The sequence below is a fragment of the Gloeocapsopsis sp. IPPAS B-1203 genome (assembly GCF_002749975.1).
Classification (GTDB): Bacteria; Cyanobacteriota; Cyanobacteriia; order Cyanobacteriales; family Chroococcidiopsidaceae; genus Gloeocapsopsis.
Window position 1 is genome coordinate 370,832 of sequence record NZ_PEIG01000006.1, and the last position, 14,960, is coordinate 385,791.

Sequence of the window (14,960 nt, forward strand, 5' to 3'; positions counted from 1 at the left end):
GTTAACAGCTAAAACGCTAATCACTCCTCAAATCGTTCGACTTGTAGGGTAAACCCTGGTAGCACATCTTCACCCGACAGTTGCGTAGGCAGCGATCGCGTTTCTTTAACTTGTCCTAATCGATAAATTTCTACTTGTTGATCTTGGGGATTAAATAGCCAACCTAGGCGTACACCGCTATCAAGGTATTCTTGCATCTTAGCCTGAAGCATTTCCAGTGAATCTGTTGGAGAACGCAATTCTAATACAAAATCTGGTGCAATTGGCGGAAATTTTTGCCGTTGTTGTGGCGTGAGTGCTTGCCAGCGAGACAACTCGATCCATGCTGCGTCAGGAGAGCGATCGCCGCCACTAGGTAGCTTAAAAATTGTTGAAGAACTAAAAACTTTTCCAAGTTGCGTTTGACGATTCCAAATTGCCAAATCAGTACCAAGTTCGAGTTCGCGGTTGCCACTGTTGCCGCCCACAGGTGGCATGATAATTAAACCTCCATCGGCATTGCGTTCGACTCGAATCTCTGGATTCGAGATGCATAATTGATAAAACTGTTCATCAGTCAAATGAACTGATTGCAGGTTCAGAGTAAGAGGCAGAGTGAGCATAGAAGTCATCTTGCTGATCTGCAACTATTTGCGGTAAAGTCGTGTATTTGAATTTAGCATATCGCGTCTGTACTTGAGATTAAGGACTTTTTGTGCAGAGAAGCAATTTCATTCCAAATAGTGAAATTAGTTAAACTACTTGCGATAACATTTGTTCTCAATCCAAAATCCGAAGTTTATAGAAGGTGGAAAGAGTGGCTTATCGATCGCTGCTGCAAGTCTTTCAAAGCCGCAAGATGGTGGCTTTACTGTTACTGGGGGTTTCATCGGGTTTGCCGTTGTTACTCACAAGTAAAACACTGCAAGCTTGGATGACTGTCGAAGGAGTCGATTTAACATCGATTGGGTTGTTTAGTTTAGTAACTTTACCGTATTCTCTCAAATTTCTCTGGGCACCCATATTAGATCGCTTTGCCTTACCTTTTCTAGGGCGACGGCGCGGATGGTTAATTGTATTGCAAATTGGATTGATTTTAGCGATCGCATTTATGGGGTTTCAACAACCCGCACAAGCATTACAACTACTAGCAATCAATGCCTTATTTGTGGCTTTTTTTAGTGCAACGCAAGATATTGCTGGTGATGCTTACCGCGCAGATGTGCTAGCAGAAAAAGAAATGGGTGCGGGTGCAGCGGTTTTTGTTCTCGGTTATCGCGTTGCGTTACTCATTACAGGTTCTTTAGCCCTCATTTTGGCAGATCGTATTTCATGGACGAGTGTTTACCTGATCATGGCATCAGTGATGATTATCGGTCTCATTGGTACCTTGATTGCACCTGAACCACAAGGACATGTTCAACTACCTGCCTCATTATCTGATGCTGTACTATTACCTTTTGGTGAATTTTTTCAACGTTTAGGCACACTGACAGGATTCTTTATCTTGTGTTTCATTGTTCTGTATAAATTCGGTGATGCTTTAGTCAACAATATGTCTACACCCTTTTTATTACAAATAGGGTTCACGCAAACTGACATTGGTGCGATTCAAGGAGGGATGGGGTTAATTGCCACAATTGTTGGAGCACTTGCAGGAGGTGCAATTTTAAGTAAAATCGGCATTAATCGCTCATTGTGGGTTTTTGGGGGCTTGCAAGCTATTAGTAACCTGGCGTATTTGATGCAAGCGCAACTAGGAAGAAATTATCCATTTATGGTGCTAACGATTAATATTGAGAACTTTTGTGCAGGCTTAGGTACTGCTGCTTTTGTTGCTTTCTTGATGAGTCTGTGTAACCAAAGATTCTCAGCAACGCAATATGCATTGCTCTCTAGCCTAATGGCTGTCAGTCGTGATATTCTCGTTGCTCCCGCTGGTGCCTTAGCACAAGCAACCGGATGGTCTTTCTTCTTTATGATTAGTATTGTTGCTGCCATACCAGGATTGTTACTACTTCCCGTCTTTGCACCGTGGAACCCAAAACCTATAGCTATACCTAAACCAGGCGCAGGAGACTAACTCAATAATTCAGTTGTAGGATGGAAGAAGAAACATATAATGACTAACTGCGACAAAAGTCACCACTACGCGGAGTTACGAATTATAAATAGGGTTAACTCAATTTGAAATATGAAGATCTTACGTGAATATATTGCTCCAGTCATTGCAGTAATAGGATTTTTGATTGCCCTTGCCGCAGTTAGCGCCCGTATTTTTTTACCCAGCGACATGGCTGCACCTGCACCAATTGAGGAACCGACAGCGATACCTAAACAAGCACAGTTATTGACAATTGATAGTACAGTCGCCCAAAATCCCCTGCAACACATCCCAACTTCCAGTGTCTGAACTTATACCTGGATATACAATTCGTACTGGCGGTGTCGATCGGGCGTTGTTACTAAAATTCATGCAACGTACCTACAAGGAACTTTTTCCCGAACAGGATTTCTCACACCTAGCCCGCACTGTTGAACAATACTACTCAAAAGAAACCCCCTTATGGTGGGTAGATTTGGCAAATCAACAAGAAAATTACCCCTCACCCCTCACTCCTCGCCCCTCGCCCCTCACAGTGGCGTGTCTTTGGGCGGGAAATGCTATCGATCAAGTTCAAGGCGATCGCTATACGCACATTTTTCTGCTTTACGTCGAACCTGAACATCGACGCAGAGGAATTGCTACTGCTTTGATGCACTATGCTGAAAACTGGGCAAAAAAAAGAGGCGATCGCCAAATTGGTTTACAAGTCTTTCAAAACAACCAATCAGCATTGAATCTTTACAACCAGATAGGCTACCAATCTACATCAATTTGGATGGTTAAAACGCTTGCTCCTTGAATATTCATAGCCGCGTAAAATAAGTAAGGCGGTTTTCACTGCAATTCGTAATCTTTCGGATTGATCAAGGATGAGTCAGAGCACTTAGTCATAAGTAGCACTTTTCTACTGACGATTAAGGCTATTGGCTTTGGTTCAATTGCTAAATGCTAACTGCTAAGAGCTAACAGCTTTTTGATTACCGTTTACCATCAGTAAGAAACCCTGCGCTTAACAACTATACACACTAAATACCCTGTTAGATTGGCGGTAGGATACGATACTGTATCAGTATGTACGATGAAGATGACATAAACAGTGTGCTCGACCAGGAGATTGAGCTAGATAGTCCTTTAGACCATCTAGAATCCTTTACTGCTGAGTCAGAGACGCCAACACCTGATCCAGAAGCAATGCTGGCGCTATTAGATCATCCGCAAACACAGCAACGGATGTTAGCGGCGCGTGCTTTTTCAGATATAGAAGATCGCCGCGCTATTCCGCATTTGATTCGCTTACTGCAAGATCCTTGCCCGTTGGTGCGAGTCAGTGCAGCCTATGGTATTGGGCGTAACCCCAGCCCTGATGCTGTTGAACCACTCATTGCCCAACTCAACCGCGATTGGAATGGTTATGTGCGTAAAGGTGTTGTTTGGGCTTTGGGAAATTGCCGCGATCGCCGTACTTTAGTACCTCTTGCGGATGCTTTACGAACGGATATTTCTGCGGTTAGGCTGTGGGCAGCAAGTGCTTTAGCCCAAATGCCACAAGTAGGTTACGATGCTGTTGTTGGCGCAATGCCGCCTTTAATTGAGGCACTGGTACAAGATCCTGTAGCTGCTGTTCGCAGTAATTGTGCATGGGCGATCGGACAACTCTGCCGTGAATTGCCTTCTAATGTTGTCTATGCAACCGCAGTTGATGCTTTGATTCAAGCTTTTGCTGAAGACGAAGATTTAGGAGTGCGGGAAGACGCTAAAGCTTCTTTATTAGGAGTGGGCGATCCGCGCGGACTACAACTCATTGAAACACTAGAACAAGAGGGATGGTTTTAATGAGGGGCAAAGCACTACTTTGCCATGTACTAATTAGACTAAGTGAAATTCTTGTAGTGCGGGAATAAAGTTTTTGTTTTCGTGACTAGGGCGACTAAGTTTAATTAGGGCAAAACGCTGCAAAGGAGTTAGCGATCGCCATTGTTGCAATGTAATTGTTACACCAATTTCTTGGGCTTTTAGTTGTAAGTCGCTAGGTATCGCTGTATCGTTTAACCATGCTGGATGCGATTCTATGGGAAGTTCCCCTGCGGTAACACCTGTATGCTGCTTGACTAACTGCTGTAAAAACTCTCGGTAAGCAGCTATTTCTTCATTGCTACAAGGTTTTTCGACTAGCGCTTGACGTTCAGCCGCACTAAATTGAGTCCAATGTGATAACTTTAATTTCACACCACACGTATCTAATTTGTAGCGTACTTGCATCGGAATACATCGCAAACTCTCGACAAAATCAGCCTCAAATTGAAAAAAATCATTCACAGTCATTGATTAATTAAAGTTGGATTAATTGCAGCTATGAAGATCTCGCTTTTATACTAAGCTATAAGCTATCTTTTTACTGTGATATTGTAAATAAAGTTTATTCTAACCCAATTACCTATTACCTATTACCATGCTACCGTATATCATGGCTGACCTAAAATTTCTCTAAACCTAGTTAATGTGGTAGCCGAGGTTTGGCATTACGGATGATCCAATAGCTAATTGATAAACCTAAAATAGCGAGCGCCAGACCAATTAAATCAATTCCTCCAGTTTTTTGGAGGTCAAGAATAATAAATTTTCTAGCAACAGCGATTAATGAAGTGACAATCACTAATTCAACTTGAATAACGTGCTTTCGCAAGTATGCTGTAATATTTTCTAAAAGTTCTAAAGCAATTAAAATATTTAAAAACAAACCAAATACTTCAAACAAAGTTTTTGTGAAAAAGCCTACAGGTGCCCTAAAAATATCTTGAATCAAAATCACAAACAGATCGTAAACAGCAACAAGAATAACAATTACCATTAATATAGATAGCAACTTAGATACTAGTGTTTCAATACCACTAATTACTTGCAAGAAGTTGCTGTCGCTTAATCCTACTGTGATGCGCCGTGAGAACTTTCTTAACCAAGACATCTTGAGAGAACAGATAAAAGCATATGCACAGAGAATACTTGATTAGGAGACCTAAAACAATACTGTGCCAATTACTCTACAGCAGTGATGTCTAAGTAGCGCGATCGCTGTGTTTGAATTAATGATAACTCTGTTGTTAACAGAAAACTCACAAAACTCGCAATGACAATCACAGGTAACATTGCGGTATCAGATAACACGCTAAGAATCACACTCGTACTAATTGGTGTTTTAGTCACTGCAACATTTACAGCAGCCATCAGACAAACCATACCAATCGTTGGGTGAATCTGGGGAAATGCTAGAGCGATCGCCAATCCAATTGCTGCACCAATATAAAACAAAGGAAAAATAAACCCGCCGCGAAAACCAGAATGAATAGTACAACTGATTGCTAACATTTTCGCTGCGGCGATCGCCAGTAACATTGTTACGCCAAAAGTTGCCCCTGTTTCAACAATTGTTTCTATTTCTTTTTCACCAAAAAACAGTGTTTGGGGCAAAAAATAAGCAATTATCCCAATTGACAAACCACCCAAAGTAGCAAGGAGAATTCTACGATGCGCGATATACTCACTCAAATGACCGATAACACGAAATAGCAAAACGAATATAAAAGCAATAAAAGCACCAATTCCACCAAGTAATGCACCTTCAGCCAAATTTATTAATGAAAGTTTGGGAATTGCTGTAAAGTGATATATACCACCGATTGTTAACCCAGTATTGAGGCGAAAAACACAAAAGCTCAAAATTGCCGAAAGTACCGCCGGAATCAGTGCTTCATAATATTCTAAACCGCGACGATGGGGAATTTCTAACGCAAATAATGCTCCCCCCAAAGGCGCACCAAAAAAAGCACCTAATGCTGCACTCATTCCACAAAAAGTCATGACGCGAATACTTCTCGCTGTTAGTTTGAGTTTTTGTCCTAGCCAACCGCCAAAGCTACCATTAACTTGAACCAAAGGTGCTTCAGGACCTGCACTACCACCAAATGCGATAGAAAATAAAGAGGCAATAATCATCGCTGGTGTTTGATGAATTGTAATGTGTCCTGGATCGTGTACTTTGTCAACAACAAATGCCACTTCACCAGGAAGTCCCATAAAGTACAAAGTCAAACCAACAAGCAAGCCACCAACAGTAGTCGCAATCCAAACATAGTTCTTGGCTAAAAACTCACTAGCAAAGTTTGATTTCAGAAATTCGGGAATACTTTGCCAGACAACATCTATACTGACTTCTAACGTATAGTAATAGACTGTTGCTACTAACCCACCAGCAATACCGATAATAGCTGCAAGCAAAATAAGTTGCTGATAACTAAGTTCATCATGGCTACGGCTTGCTGTATCAGAATTATTTGCGATCGCACTTTGGCTAGAAGCAGATGATGACATAAAATACTTTAAATATAAAACTCAATATTCATGCTCTCAGACAAAAGCTTGAGCATCGGGTACAAAATTTTTATTCTTTTTTATAAACCTATTTGGTATCCAGTAGAATTTTTGTAGATATTGTTACCAAAAACGATCGCCTTAAATTTTTTTGCAGTTAAGTTTAAGAGAAGTAATTGTACTTAAATGCCTTTAAATCAATCGAATGATGGGGTAATCAGCAAGAGAAAAGTGATAATACATTAATAAATAAATGCAAATTCTATGAGTGATTAAATTGTGTCTGTGAATGTGCCTACTGAAATGGATGCTACCTTTCGCATCTCACCAATCATTCGGATTACGCTATTGAGTTTGTACGTTGCTTTGACAGTACCCTTGCCTTTTTTGTCACAAGTTACTGCTGCGCCTGTTCCCCCAACCTTACTGTGGATAGGAATCGGTATTGGGGCGATCGCACTCTACGCCGCATTATGTGAAAGAGTCATCGTAGACGAACAACAAATTCAAGTCACGTATCCGAGTTGGGTTCCTCAGTTTTTTCGTAAAGGTTGGGTGTTACCTTGGTCTGAAGTCAAAGACTTAAAACCACGTACAACAGGTCAAGGTGGCTTAGTATACTATTTTTTAAGTCAAGAAGGTAAAGGATACTTGTTACCAATGCGAGTAGCAGGTTTTACTAGATTAGTAGACTACGTACAAGCAAAGACAGGAATTGATACAACTGATGTTAAACCTTTAGCACAGCCTTGGATGTATTTAATTTTACTTGGGTTTACAATACTGCTGTTGTTGGTAGATATTTGGACAATTATTGCTGCGATCGCGCAAGGTAATTTAAGCTGATAGTTTATAACTGTTTACCTTGCTGCCAATCTTGTCCACCGATTAATAGAGTGAGTTCTTCGTTGATAATTGCGGGTAACTCTTTAACTGAGTAAGTATAAGTCAAATTTAGTAAGTTTTGAGCCGTTAATAAAATTGGGCTGCGATCAACCATTTTTGCCAGTTGAAACGGAGTGTAAGCCCCATTGTGTACCTCTACACTCGCGTCGCTAATCGCAATCTCTAGTGCTTCTTCTAGCCTTGGTTCCCATTCATCTTTCCTAACATAATAAGAAGTGTTGTTATCTTGGAGATTCAGCTTTTTAATTTCTATAATTGAGCCTCGAATAGAAGCAGCCCAAGAATTAGTCAAACGCTGCTCAATTTGATTTTTTATTAAATGAATCAGCATCCTGATTAAAAACGATTCAATCGCTCGTAGAATAGCTTTTCTATTCATACCATCTAATTCATCTACAAGCGCTAAAGCATCTACATAGCGTTGTTCCAGGATGCTGGCTTTTAAATCTGCTAGTTCTTGAAACATTAAATTCGCCTAAACACAAGTTATGACTTTTGTATATTTTAATGCTAGTATATAACGCTTCTAAATAGTTTGTGTATCTAACAACGTACTGGAAGAGTGGTTAATGGCAACAAACAAGTTTTCTATTCTTCTGTGAACAAAGATTCTATTAGTCATATCTAATCAAATTTCCGTACTTCAGTAATGACGGTACAAAATGCGATCGCCGCTCTCATAGAGAATATTGAATGATTACCTGAGATCTTGCACCCTGCACTATAAAGTGCGGGCTAACAGCCATCTGATGAATCAGACTGAATTAGTCTTTCAGCCTACTTTGAGTGGGCTTGAGCTATGAGCGTGGGAATTAATTCTCAGATTGGCTGTCGGGTTAACTGAGAATGGTGCAAGATCTCACAAAAGCTTCTTTGGGCTTATAAGGTATAGTTGATACCCTATAATTCTAGATAAGTTGACTTAGTTGGAGAAGTAGCAGTGATCAAAGTTAAACCTCAATTGGCGTTACTTCGTGCCATGCATGGCAAGATTAGTCAATCGGAATTATCTCGACAAACTGGCATCACGCAAAAGCAATTAAGTGCTTTAGAAGCAGGCAAAACGAAGGGAATCACCTTCGATATACTCATTAAGTTGTGTACGTTTTTCTCCTGTACTCCTAACGATTTGTTGAAGTTGGAAGCGGATTCGCCAACAGTAGAGGAACTGAAAAAAGCTGACGAAATCATTGCTCGTGGATTAAAGCGGGCTATGGAAGCGCAGCCGCGTCACTTTTCGGATATTTGGGCAGAGTTTGATGCGGTTCGATCAAGAATTGCCAATAATGCCTCAGTTTCTGATGAGTAGAAGACTGTGGTAGTACGTGACTAAAGTTGTTTTAGATACGTCTGTTTTCATTGCCGCGCTTTTAAGTAAAAGCCGAAACAGCACCCCTGTTTTGGTTCTTGATAAATGGCGCGATCGCTGTTTTACATTAATTATGGCTCCGCAGTTACTACGCGAGTTAGTAGTACAACTCATGCGCAAACAAGTTTCCCAAGCAGATATTGAAGATTTAGTCAGATTAATTGCAGAAATTGCACTTCATATTCCAGGAACTTATGCAGCAACTCGTTTAGATGATATCGATCCAGACGACAATATGTTTTTAGCAGCCGCTTATGAAGCAAAAGCTGATTATTTAGTCAGTTTGGATCGTCAGCACTTGCTACCCCTCAAGTACTACCACGGTACGCAAATCGTCACCCCAGCCCTATTCATTCGCGTACTTGACCATATATAACTAGTAATGAAATCTGATTTATAAAGTTCCATAAGTTTCATCCAGGGCATGATGAAATAATGGTATCTATTGTTAAGGTATAAATTGCGAGTGCCAACACAACTACAATTACAACAGGTCAGTTTATCAGCTTCAATTGGTTCACAGAATTTATTGCAAAATATTTCTTTTGAGATTGCGAAGGGCGATCGCATTGCAATTGTAGGTCCATCCGGTGCCGGAAAAACGTCTTTATTGCGACTATTAAACCGTTTAAGTGAACCCTCTACTGGTGTGATTTTGTTTGACAATCAAGATTATCGCCAAATTCCCGTACTTCAACTACGCCAAGAAATTGTGCTTGTACCGCAAGAGTCTAAGTTGTTGGGAATGACAGTACAAGATGCGATCGCCTATCCCCTGGTTTTACGCAAACTACCAAAACAACAAATTCAACAACGTGTCTCTTACTGGCTAGAAACACTACACATTCCTGTAGAGTGGTTAGAGCGCAATGAATTACAACTTTCTGTAGGACAACGACAACTAGTCGCGATCGCACGAGCTTTAGTTACTCAGCCGAAAATACTATTATTAGATGAACCAACATCTGCTTTAGATGCTGGCAGAGCTTCACACTTAGTAGAAGTACTAACCGATTTAGCCACAACTCACCAAACAACAATTTTAATGGTAAATCATCAGTTAGATATTGCAGAGTTATTGTGTACGCGAGTTCTGCATTTTCAACAAGGTAGATTAATTCAAAATGAACCCGCTTCCAGCATAAACTGGCACAAACTTAGAGAAAGCTTAATTCAAGCCGAAGCCAAAGCAGTAGCAGAGTGGGGTTAGTTTCCTGGCAATAAATTTCTGATAATTTGGGGAAGTTCCACAATTTGCTGCCAAAGTTGTTGTGGCTGAACGCCTAAGCCTATTTGTAAGATTAAAACAATTGCTGCAACTGTAAGAGCTGTACTAAGCGTTGTCTTGACTACTCTAATTAATGCAGTAAAGACTAACCAAGCCACAATCAAAGCTGCAATGAAAATAATTAAATCTATAGGCACAATCTTTGCCTCAAAAAGTTTAGACTTTATTTGATTTATTCTATTTTAGTTTTAGATAATTAAACTACGTAAAACTGGCAACATAGTTAAAGATAATCTCTACAATTCTATTCTCATTACACAATTGCTTGGGTAAATATCATGAACTCATCCATGCATTGGCAAAAACTATTATCTCGTAGTCGGTTATTGGCGGATTTAAACCTAGGCGATCCTGGACGTACGCCTTTTGAAAAAGACTTTGATAAAATCATTTTCTCTTCTTATTTTAGAAGATTGAAAGATAAAACACAAGTTTTTTCTCTTGTAGATAATGACTATATTCGCAGTCGATTAAGTCATAGTTTAGAAGCTTCATGTGTAGGTAGAACTCTGGGGACACTTGTCGGTCAAGAAATCGTTAAACGACACTCTCGTGAATTACAAGATTATACTGCTAGAGATTTTGGTGATATTATCGCTGCAGCTTGTTTAGCTCATGATATTGGCAATCCTCCTTTTGGACATGCAGGGGAAGATGCAATTCAGGAGTGGTTTAAATCTCCTAATGCTGCGGCAGTTTTATCATTACTAACTCCTGGACAACAAGCAGATTTTAAATATTTTGAAGGCAATGCTCAAGGCTTTAGAATTCTGACAAAATTAGACAAACCACAGCACCGCCAAGGCTTACAATTTACTTGTGCAACTTTAGCAACATTTACGAAATATCCGCGAGAAGCTGGAATTAATAGTAACTCTTTTAATAAATACAATAGTAATTCTGACAATAAAAGTACTAAAAAACATGGTTTTTTTCAAGAAGAAAAAGACATTTTTACTCAAATTGCTGAAGAAGTAGGTTTAATCCGCCGTCAAGAGAATTTAGCTTGGTGGTGTAGACATCCATTAGTGTTTCTGGTCGAAGCAGCAGATGATATCTGTTACCATATTGTAGATTTAGAAGATGGCTTTTCGATGGGTTACATTGACTATACAGAGGCTAAAATGTGGCTCAGTGAAATTTTAATAGGAGAAAAAATAGATCATTTAGACGATAACAAAGAACATATTAAGTATTTACGAGCTAAAGCAATTCATAAATTAATTACAGAAGTCAAACAAGTGTTTCTTGATAATGAAGAGCAAATATTATCTGGTGTTTTTGATAGTCCATTAACTTCACAGATAGATTCAGGTTCCAAATTAAAGGAAATCATAGATCTCACGCGCGAAAATGTGTATGAAGCCTGCGAAGTTGTTGAAGTAAAAGTTGCAGGATATGAAGTACTTGGTGGTTTATTAGAAGAGTTTGTTAATGCTGTTACTAATAATAGTTTATCGAAAAGCTATTTAACTAAAAAACTCTTACCTAATTTTAAGGATACTGATGAAGACCTTTATCGAAAGATTTTGCAAGTAACAGATTATATTTCTGGAATGACAGATTCATACGCAGTTTCTCTATTCAAGAAAATTAAAGGAATTTCTTTACCACGTGGTGGAAGGTAGCTATACTAATTCGTAATTTGTAATTGATGAGTTTATGTATAGCCGTAGGTTTGAACTTACTAGGTAGGTTTTGCGTTACTCAAAACTCCCAGTCTCCTTATCTCTGCTTATTCTTGTAGTTCTCTAATCCGTTCTTGAGCATCTTGATAGTATTCTGGCTTTTTTTGTTCTTGATAGAGGTTAGCGGCTTGCTGAAAATCTTGTAGTGCTTGCTGATTATTGCCTATAGCACTGTAAGAAAGTGCCCGATTGTAGTAGGCTTCAGCATAGCTAGAGTTAAGTTGTAAAGCTTGATTGAAATCTACGATCGCCATTTGGTGATCTGCCATATTGTAATAGGCAATACCCCGATTGAAATGGGCATCGGCATCTTGAGGATTCAACTGCAATACTCGATTGTAGTCTGCGATCGCACCTTGATTATCACCACCACGCCGCCGCACATTACCTCGATTGTAGTAGATTCCAGGTCGCTCAGGCTCAAGCTCAATTGCCTGGTTAAAATCAGTCATAGCACTGAGTTCGTCTCCCATTGCAAAACGCAGAATACCGCGACTGTTGTAGGCTGAAGCAAACTTGGGATTCAGTTCAATTGCACGATCATAGTCGGCGATCGCGGCTTTGTTGTTTCCTAGTCTGTCGTAAGCAAGACCGCGATTGTAGTATGTGGTAGCATTGTCTGGAGCAAGTTTGATTGCTTGATTGTAATCGGCGATCGCACCTTGACGATCTCCTAAGTCATCGCGGGCATTACCTCGGTTTTCATAAGCAGCTGCGTTGTTAGGATCGAGACGAATCACTTCTGTAAAACTGGCGATCGCGCCTTTAAAATCGCCTTGATTGTATCTGTTTACACCTTCATCGTATTGTTCTTGAAGGTTACTTGCAGGACTTGCAGGAGTAGCTTGTGGTGTTTGAGCACTGACAATAGCAGGCGTACTACCAAGAACATGAACAATGCTTAAGATAGTAACAGTAGTTAAAATACGGTTCATAGCGTTACGTGATTATTGGACTAGACGCTGAGTTTTTGTGTCAACTTACACTTTTAACTTGTTCAACTAATCCTAGTGATAACTTACCAATGTGGTAACTTGGTATGTAACTATTACGTAGCTAGATGCCGAATTGTTTCCACAATACTTTAAAACTTAACTATTTGAGTTGACTATATATCTTACTGTTATCTGACTCCTCACAAGCGTTAATAACTTCTTGCCTTGCCCAGCGATCGGCACTCACAATGTCTTCTAGGGATGGATTTATCTGATGATCAGATGCGTGGCGATCGCATACCCGTTCAATACACCGAGGAATATCTAAAAAGCGAATCTTCTCTTCTAAAAACAACGCCACAGCTTGTTCGTTTGCGGCATTAAGAACCGCAGGCATCGAACCACCTGCTTTACCCGCTGCATAGGCAAGTTGCATACAAGGATACTTTTTGTGATCGGGTGCTCTAAAAGTTAAATCGCCAGCTTTCACTAGATCCAACTGTTCCCAGTTGGTATAGATACGTTCAGGATACGATAAAGCATACAACAATGGTAAGCGCATATCAGCCCAACCCAACTGTGCTAACACAGAAGTATCTTGCAGTTCAATGAGTGAGTGAATGATACTTTGAGGATGGATGACAATCTCGATGCGATCGTAGTCAAGAGCAAAAAGATAATGCGCCTCGATGACTTCTAGTCCTTTATTCATCAACGTAGCTGAATCTATTGTAATTTTTTTACCCATTGACCAATTGGGATGTTTCAAGGCGTCTGTAACTTGGACGTCTACTAACTTTTCTACAGGTAAATCGCGGAAAGCACCACCAGAAGCTGTGAGTAAAATGCGCCGCAAACCTCCGTTTGGTACACCTTGGAGGCATTGAAAAATTGCCGAATGCTCTGAATCTGCTGGTAGTAACTTCACATTGTATTTTTCAATCAAAGGAAGCACAACAGGCGCGCCAGCAATCAACGTTTCTTTATTAGCTAAAGCAATATCTTTACCTGCTTCAATCGCTGCAATTGTTGGTAGTAAACCAGCACAACCAACAATACCCGTAACAACCGTTTCGGCATTGCCATAACGCGCAACTTCCACCACTCCAGCTTCACCCGCCAGTAAAATAGGTTGTGGATCGAGATCTGCGATCGCCTCTTTGAGTTGGGGTAATTTATCTTCAGCGCAAATCGCGGCGATACTTGGTTGAAACTGTCGAATTTGAGCAGCAAGCATTTCTACATTGCGCCCAGCCGCTAAACCCACAATCTGAAATTGATCGGGGTACTGAGCCACAATATCGAGGGTTTGCGTACCGATAGAGCCGGTAGAGCCAAGAAGAGTAATCGCTTTCACAACAATTTAAGAATCAGCAGTATCTCCAATATAAGATTCTAAGGGGACAAGATGATGTAGACACAACGCGATGATACCTTGATACCTCAAATCGCAAGCTGTAACAGTGTTGTAAATAAACAATAAATTGGGTTTGGGTGGCGATTGCCAAATTTTTTCGTTCTGCTTATTTGAGTTAGTTCTGTCGGTATTCAACACATGCATCAAGTTTGCTGTTGATATTGCATTAAACTTCTTGCAAAGTACTTAAACTGTCATGTTGAGCCAAGCGAAACATCTCGCGAGATTCTGCGCTATATGGCATTCGGCTGAGAATGACATTCATAATTTTTTGACTTTTGCAATTCTATCATTCAGAAGCAGAAATGTTGCGATCGCGCTTACCATCGATTCTCAATACCATTAAATAAAATATTTGCAAGTTACCTAGATTACAGTTTATTTAATTTCTGTCAAGAATTCTGTAAATTTGCCTGTAAGAGATCTATACTTAGAAGTAGCTGCAGCAGCGCCAACATGACATTAGCGTGCGGTTGGACGAAATCACATAAAGGAGATTTATTCTCATGGCACAAGAAACCGCTGCCCGATTTTTTAAAGCTGTACAACAAGATCACGCCTTACAAGAGAAACTCAAAGCAACATCAGATCCCGAAGCCTTTATCAAGATTGCAGCACAGCGAGGCTATAATTTCAGTCTGCAAGACTTAGATCAAGCAATCAGCAAGTTGTCTCCAGAAGAAGTTGCCGCAGTTATTAACCCAGGTGTTTCCCCTCGACGACATATAGTTCCAAGATAAGCCTACGTGAGAAATTGAGCTGTGAGGTTTCGAGTGCGTCGATCCTAAATTGTGCAAGTTTTAAGATTAGAAGCTACATCTGCAAATTACAAATTAAAATGCGTTACTAATCCCATCCGTGATAGGAGTGGGATTTTATTTTTGCTCTTTCTATAGTCAGAAGCAC

The 14,960-nt window shown here is 40.2% G+C and carries 18 protein-coding genes; 10 read left to right on the forward strand and 8 right to left on the reverse strand.

The features are described 5' to 3' along the window. Nucleotides 1–20: 20 nt before the first annotated feature. Nucleotides 21–602: a Uma2 family endonuclease gene (locus CSQ79_RS13560; RefSeq protein WP_099701693.1), complete on the reverse strand. Its 582-nt coding sequence runs from the start codon at nucleotides 600–602 to the stop codon at nucleotides 21–23. A gap of 236 nt (nucleotides 603–838) precedes the next feature. Here CSQ79_RS13560 and CSQ79_RS13565 point away from each other — a divergent pair, with 236 nt between their 5' ends. The 4 genes from CSQ79_RS13565 (at nucleotide 839) to CSQ79_RS13580 (ending at nucleotide 3,919) form a co-directional block, all read left to right on the forward strand. Next, entirely contained in the window at nucleotides 839–2,062 is a 1,224-nt protein-coding gene (locus tag CSQ79_RS13565) for an AmpG family muropeptide MFS transporter (RefSeq protein WP_099701742.1), read from the forward strand. Between the two features lie 111 nt (nucleotides 2,063–2,173). Next, complete coding sequence (locus tag CSQ79_RS13570; RefSeq protein WP_099701694.1) at nucleotides 2,174–2,392, forward strand: DUF8624 family small hydrophobic protein; 219 nt, start codon at nucleotides 2,174–2,176, stop codon at nucleotides 2,390–2,392. Beyond that, nucleotides 2,385–2,885, forward strand: coding sequence for a GNAT family N-acetyltransferase (locus tag CSQ79_RS13575; RefSeq protein ID WP_099701695.1), 501 nt, complete (start codon nucleotides 2,385–2,387; stop codon nucleotides 2,883–2,885). The genes CSQ79_RS13570 and CSQ79_RS13575 overlap by 8 nt, the downstream gene beginning before the upstream one ends. 272 nt (nucleotides 2,886–3,157) lie before the next feature. Then, nucleotides 3,158–3,919: a HEAT repeat domain-containing protein gene (locus tag CSQ79_RS13580; RefSeq protein WP_099701696.1), complete on the forward strand. Its 762-nt coding sequence runs from the start codon at nucleotides 3,158–3,160 to the stop codon at nucleotides 3,917–3,919. A gap of 33 nt (nucleotides 3,920–3,952) precedes the next feature. On the opposite strand, the gene CSQ79_RS13585 is transcribed toward CSQ79_RS13580, so the two are convergent. From CSQ79_RS13585 to CSQ79_RS13595, 3 genes are all read right to left on the reverse strand, one after another. After that, entirely contained in the window at nucleotides 3,953–4,402 is a 450-nt protein-coding gene (locus tag CSQ79_RS13585) for a nitrate reductase associated protein (RefSeq protein WP_099701743.1), read from the reverse strand. Between the two features lie 178 nt (nucleotides 4,403–4,580). Beyond that, nucleotides 4,581–5,048, reverse strand: coding sequence for a phosphate-starvation-inducible PsiE family protein (locus CSQ79_RS13590; protein ID WP_099701697.1), 468 nt, complete (start codon nucleotides 5,046–5,048; stop codon nucleotides 4,581–4,583). A 71-nt stretch (nucleotides 5,049–5,119) separates the two neighbouring features. After that, entirely contained in the window at nucleotides 5,120–6,451 is a 1,332-nt protein-coding gene (locus tag CSQ79_RS13595) for a chloride channel protein (RefSeq protein ID WP_099701698.1), read from the reverse strand. 303 nt (nucleotides 6,452–6,754) lie between these two features. Between CSQ79_RS13595 and CSQ79_RS13600 the strand changes: the two genes are divergently transcribed. Beyond that, complete coding sequence (locus tag CSQ79_RS13600) at nucleotides 6,755–7,297, forward strand: hypothetical protein (protein ID WP_099701744.1); 543 nt, start codon at nucleotides 6,755–6,757, stop codon at nucleotides 7,295–7,297. Between the two features lie 4 nt (nucleotides 7,298–7,301). On the opposite strand, the gene CSQ79_RS13605 is transcribed toward CSQ79_RS13600, so the two are convergent. Next, entirely contained in the window at nucleotides 7,302–7,823 is a 522-nt protein-coding gene (locus CSQ79_RS13605; protein WP_099701699.1) for a DUF29 family protein, read from the reverse strand. 474 nt (nucleotides 7,824–8,297) lie between these two features. On the opposite strand from CSQ79_RS13605, the gene CSQ79_RS13610 reads away from it, so the two are divergent. From CSQ79_RS13610 to CSQ79_RS13620, 3 genes are all read left to right on the forward strand, one after another. Beyond that, complete coding sequence (locus CSQ79_RS13610) at nucleotides 8,298–8,666, forward strand: helix-turn-helix domain-containing protein (RefSeq protein ID WP_289501115.1); 369 nt, start codon at nucleotides 8,298–8,300, stop codon at nucleotides 8,664–8,666. 16 nt (nucleotides 8,667–8,682) lie between these two features. Beyond that, nucleotides 8,683–9,102, forward strand: a complete 420-nt coding sequence (locus CSQ79_RS13615) for a putative toxin-antitoxin system toxin component, PIN family (protein WP_099701700.1) — start codon at nucleotides 8,683–8,685, stop codon at nucleotides 9,100–9,102. Between the two features lie 90 nt (nucleotides 9,103–9,192). Next, the gene (locus tag CSQ79_RS13620) at nucleotides 9,193–9,936 is read left to right on the forward strand and encodes an ABC transporter ATP-binding protein (protein ID WP_099701701.1); all 744 of its coding nucleotides are present in this window, start codon (nucleotides 9,193–9,195) and stop codon (nucleotides 9,934–9,936) included. Here CSQ79_RS13620 and CSQ79_RS13625 read toward each other — a convergent pair. Then, nucleotides 9,933–10,151, reverse strand: coding sequence for a hypothetical protein (locus tag CSQ79_RS13625; RefSeq protein ID WP_099701702.1), 219 nt, complete (start codon nucleotides 10,149–10,151; stop codon nucleotides 9,933–9,935). The genes CSQ79_RS13620 and CSQ79_RS13625 overlap by 4 nt on opposite strands. Before the next feature lie 153 nt (nucleotides 10,152–10,304). On the opposite strand from CSQ79_RS13625, the gene CSQ79_RS13630 reads away from it, so the two are divergent. Further along, nucleotides 10,305–11,642, forward strand: a complete 1,338-nt coding sequence (locus CSQ79_RS13630) for a deoxyguanosinetriphosphate triphosphohydrolase (protein WP_099701703.1) — start codon at nucleotides 10,305–10,307, stop codon at nucleotides 11,640–11,642. A 107-nt stretch (nucleotides 11,643–11,749) separates the two neighbouring features. Here the strand turns inward: CSQ79_RS13630 and CSQ79_RS13635 are convergent, their stop codons facing one another. Both CSQ79_RS13635 and dxr read right to left on the reverse strand, forming a co-directional pair. Further along, a complete protein-coding gene (locus CSQ79_RS13635; protein ID WP_099701704.1) occupies nucleotides 11,750–12,637 on the reverse strand; it encodes a tetratricopeptide repeat protein in 888 nt (295 codons plus the stop codon). Nucleotides 12,638–12,797: 160 nt separating this feature from the next. Beyond that, entirely contained in the window at nucleotides 12,798–13,994 is a 1,197-nt protein-coding gene (dxr, locus tag CSQ79_RS13640) for a 1-deoxy-D-xylulose-5-phosphate reductoisomerase (protein ID WP_099701705.1), read from the reverse strand. A gap of 566 nt (nucleotides 13,995–14,560) precedes the next feature. Between dxr and CSQ79_RS13650 the strand changes: the two genes are divergently transcribed. Further along, a complete protein-coding gene (locus CSQ79_RS13650) occupies nucleotides 14,561–14,794 on the forward strand; it encodes a Nif11-like leader peptide family natural product precursor (RefSeq protein ID WP_099701707.1) in 234 nt (77 codons plus the stop codon). Nucleotides 14,795–14,960: the final 166 nt, after the last annotated feature.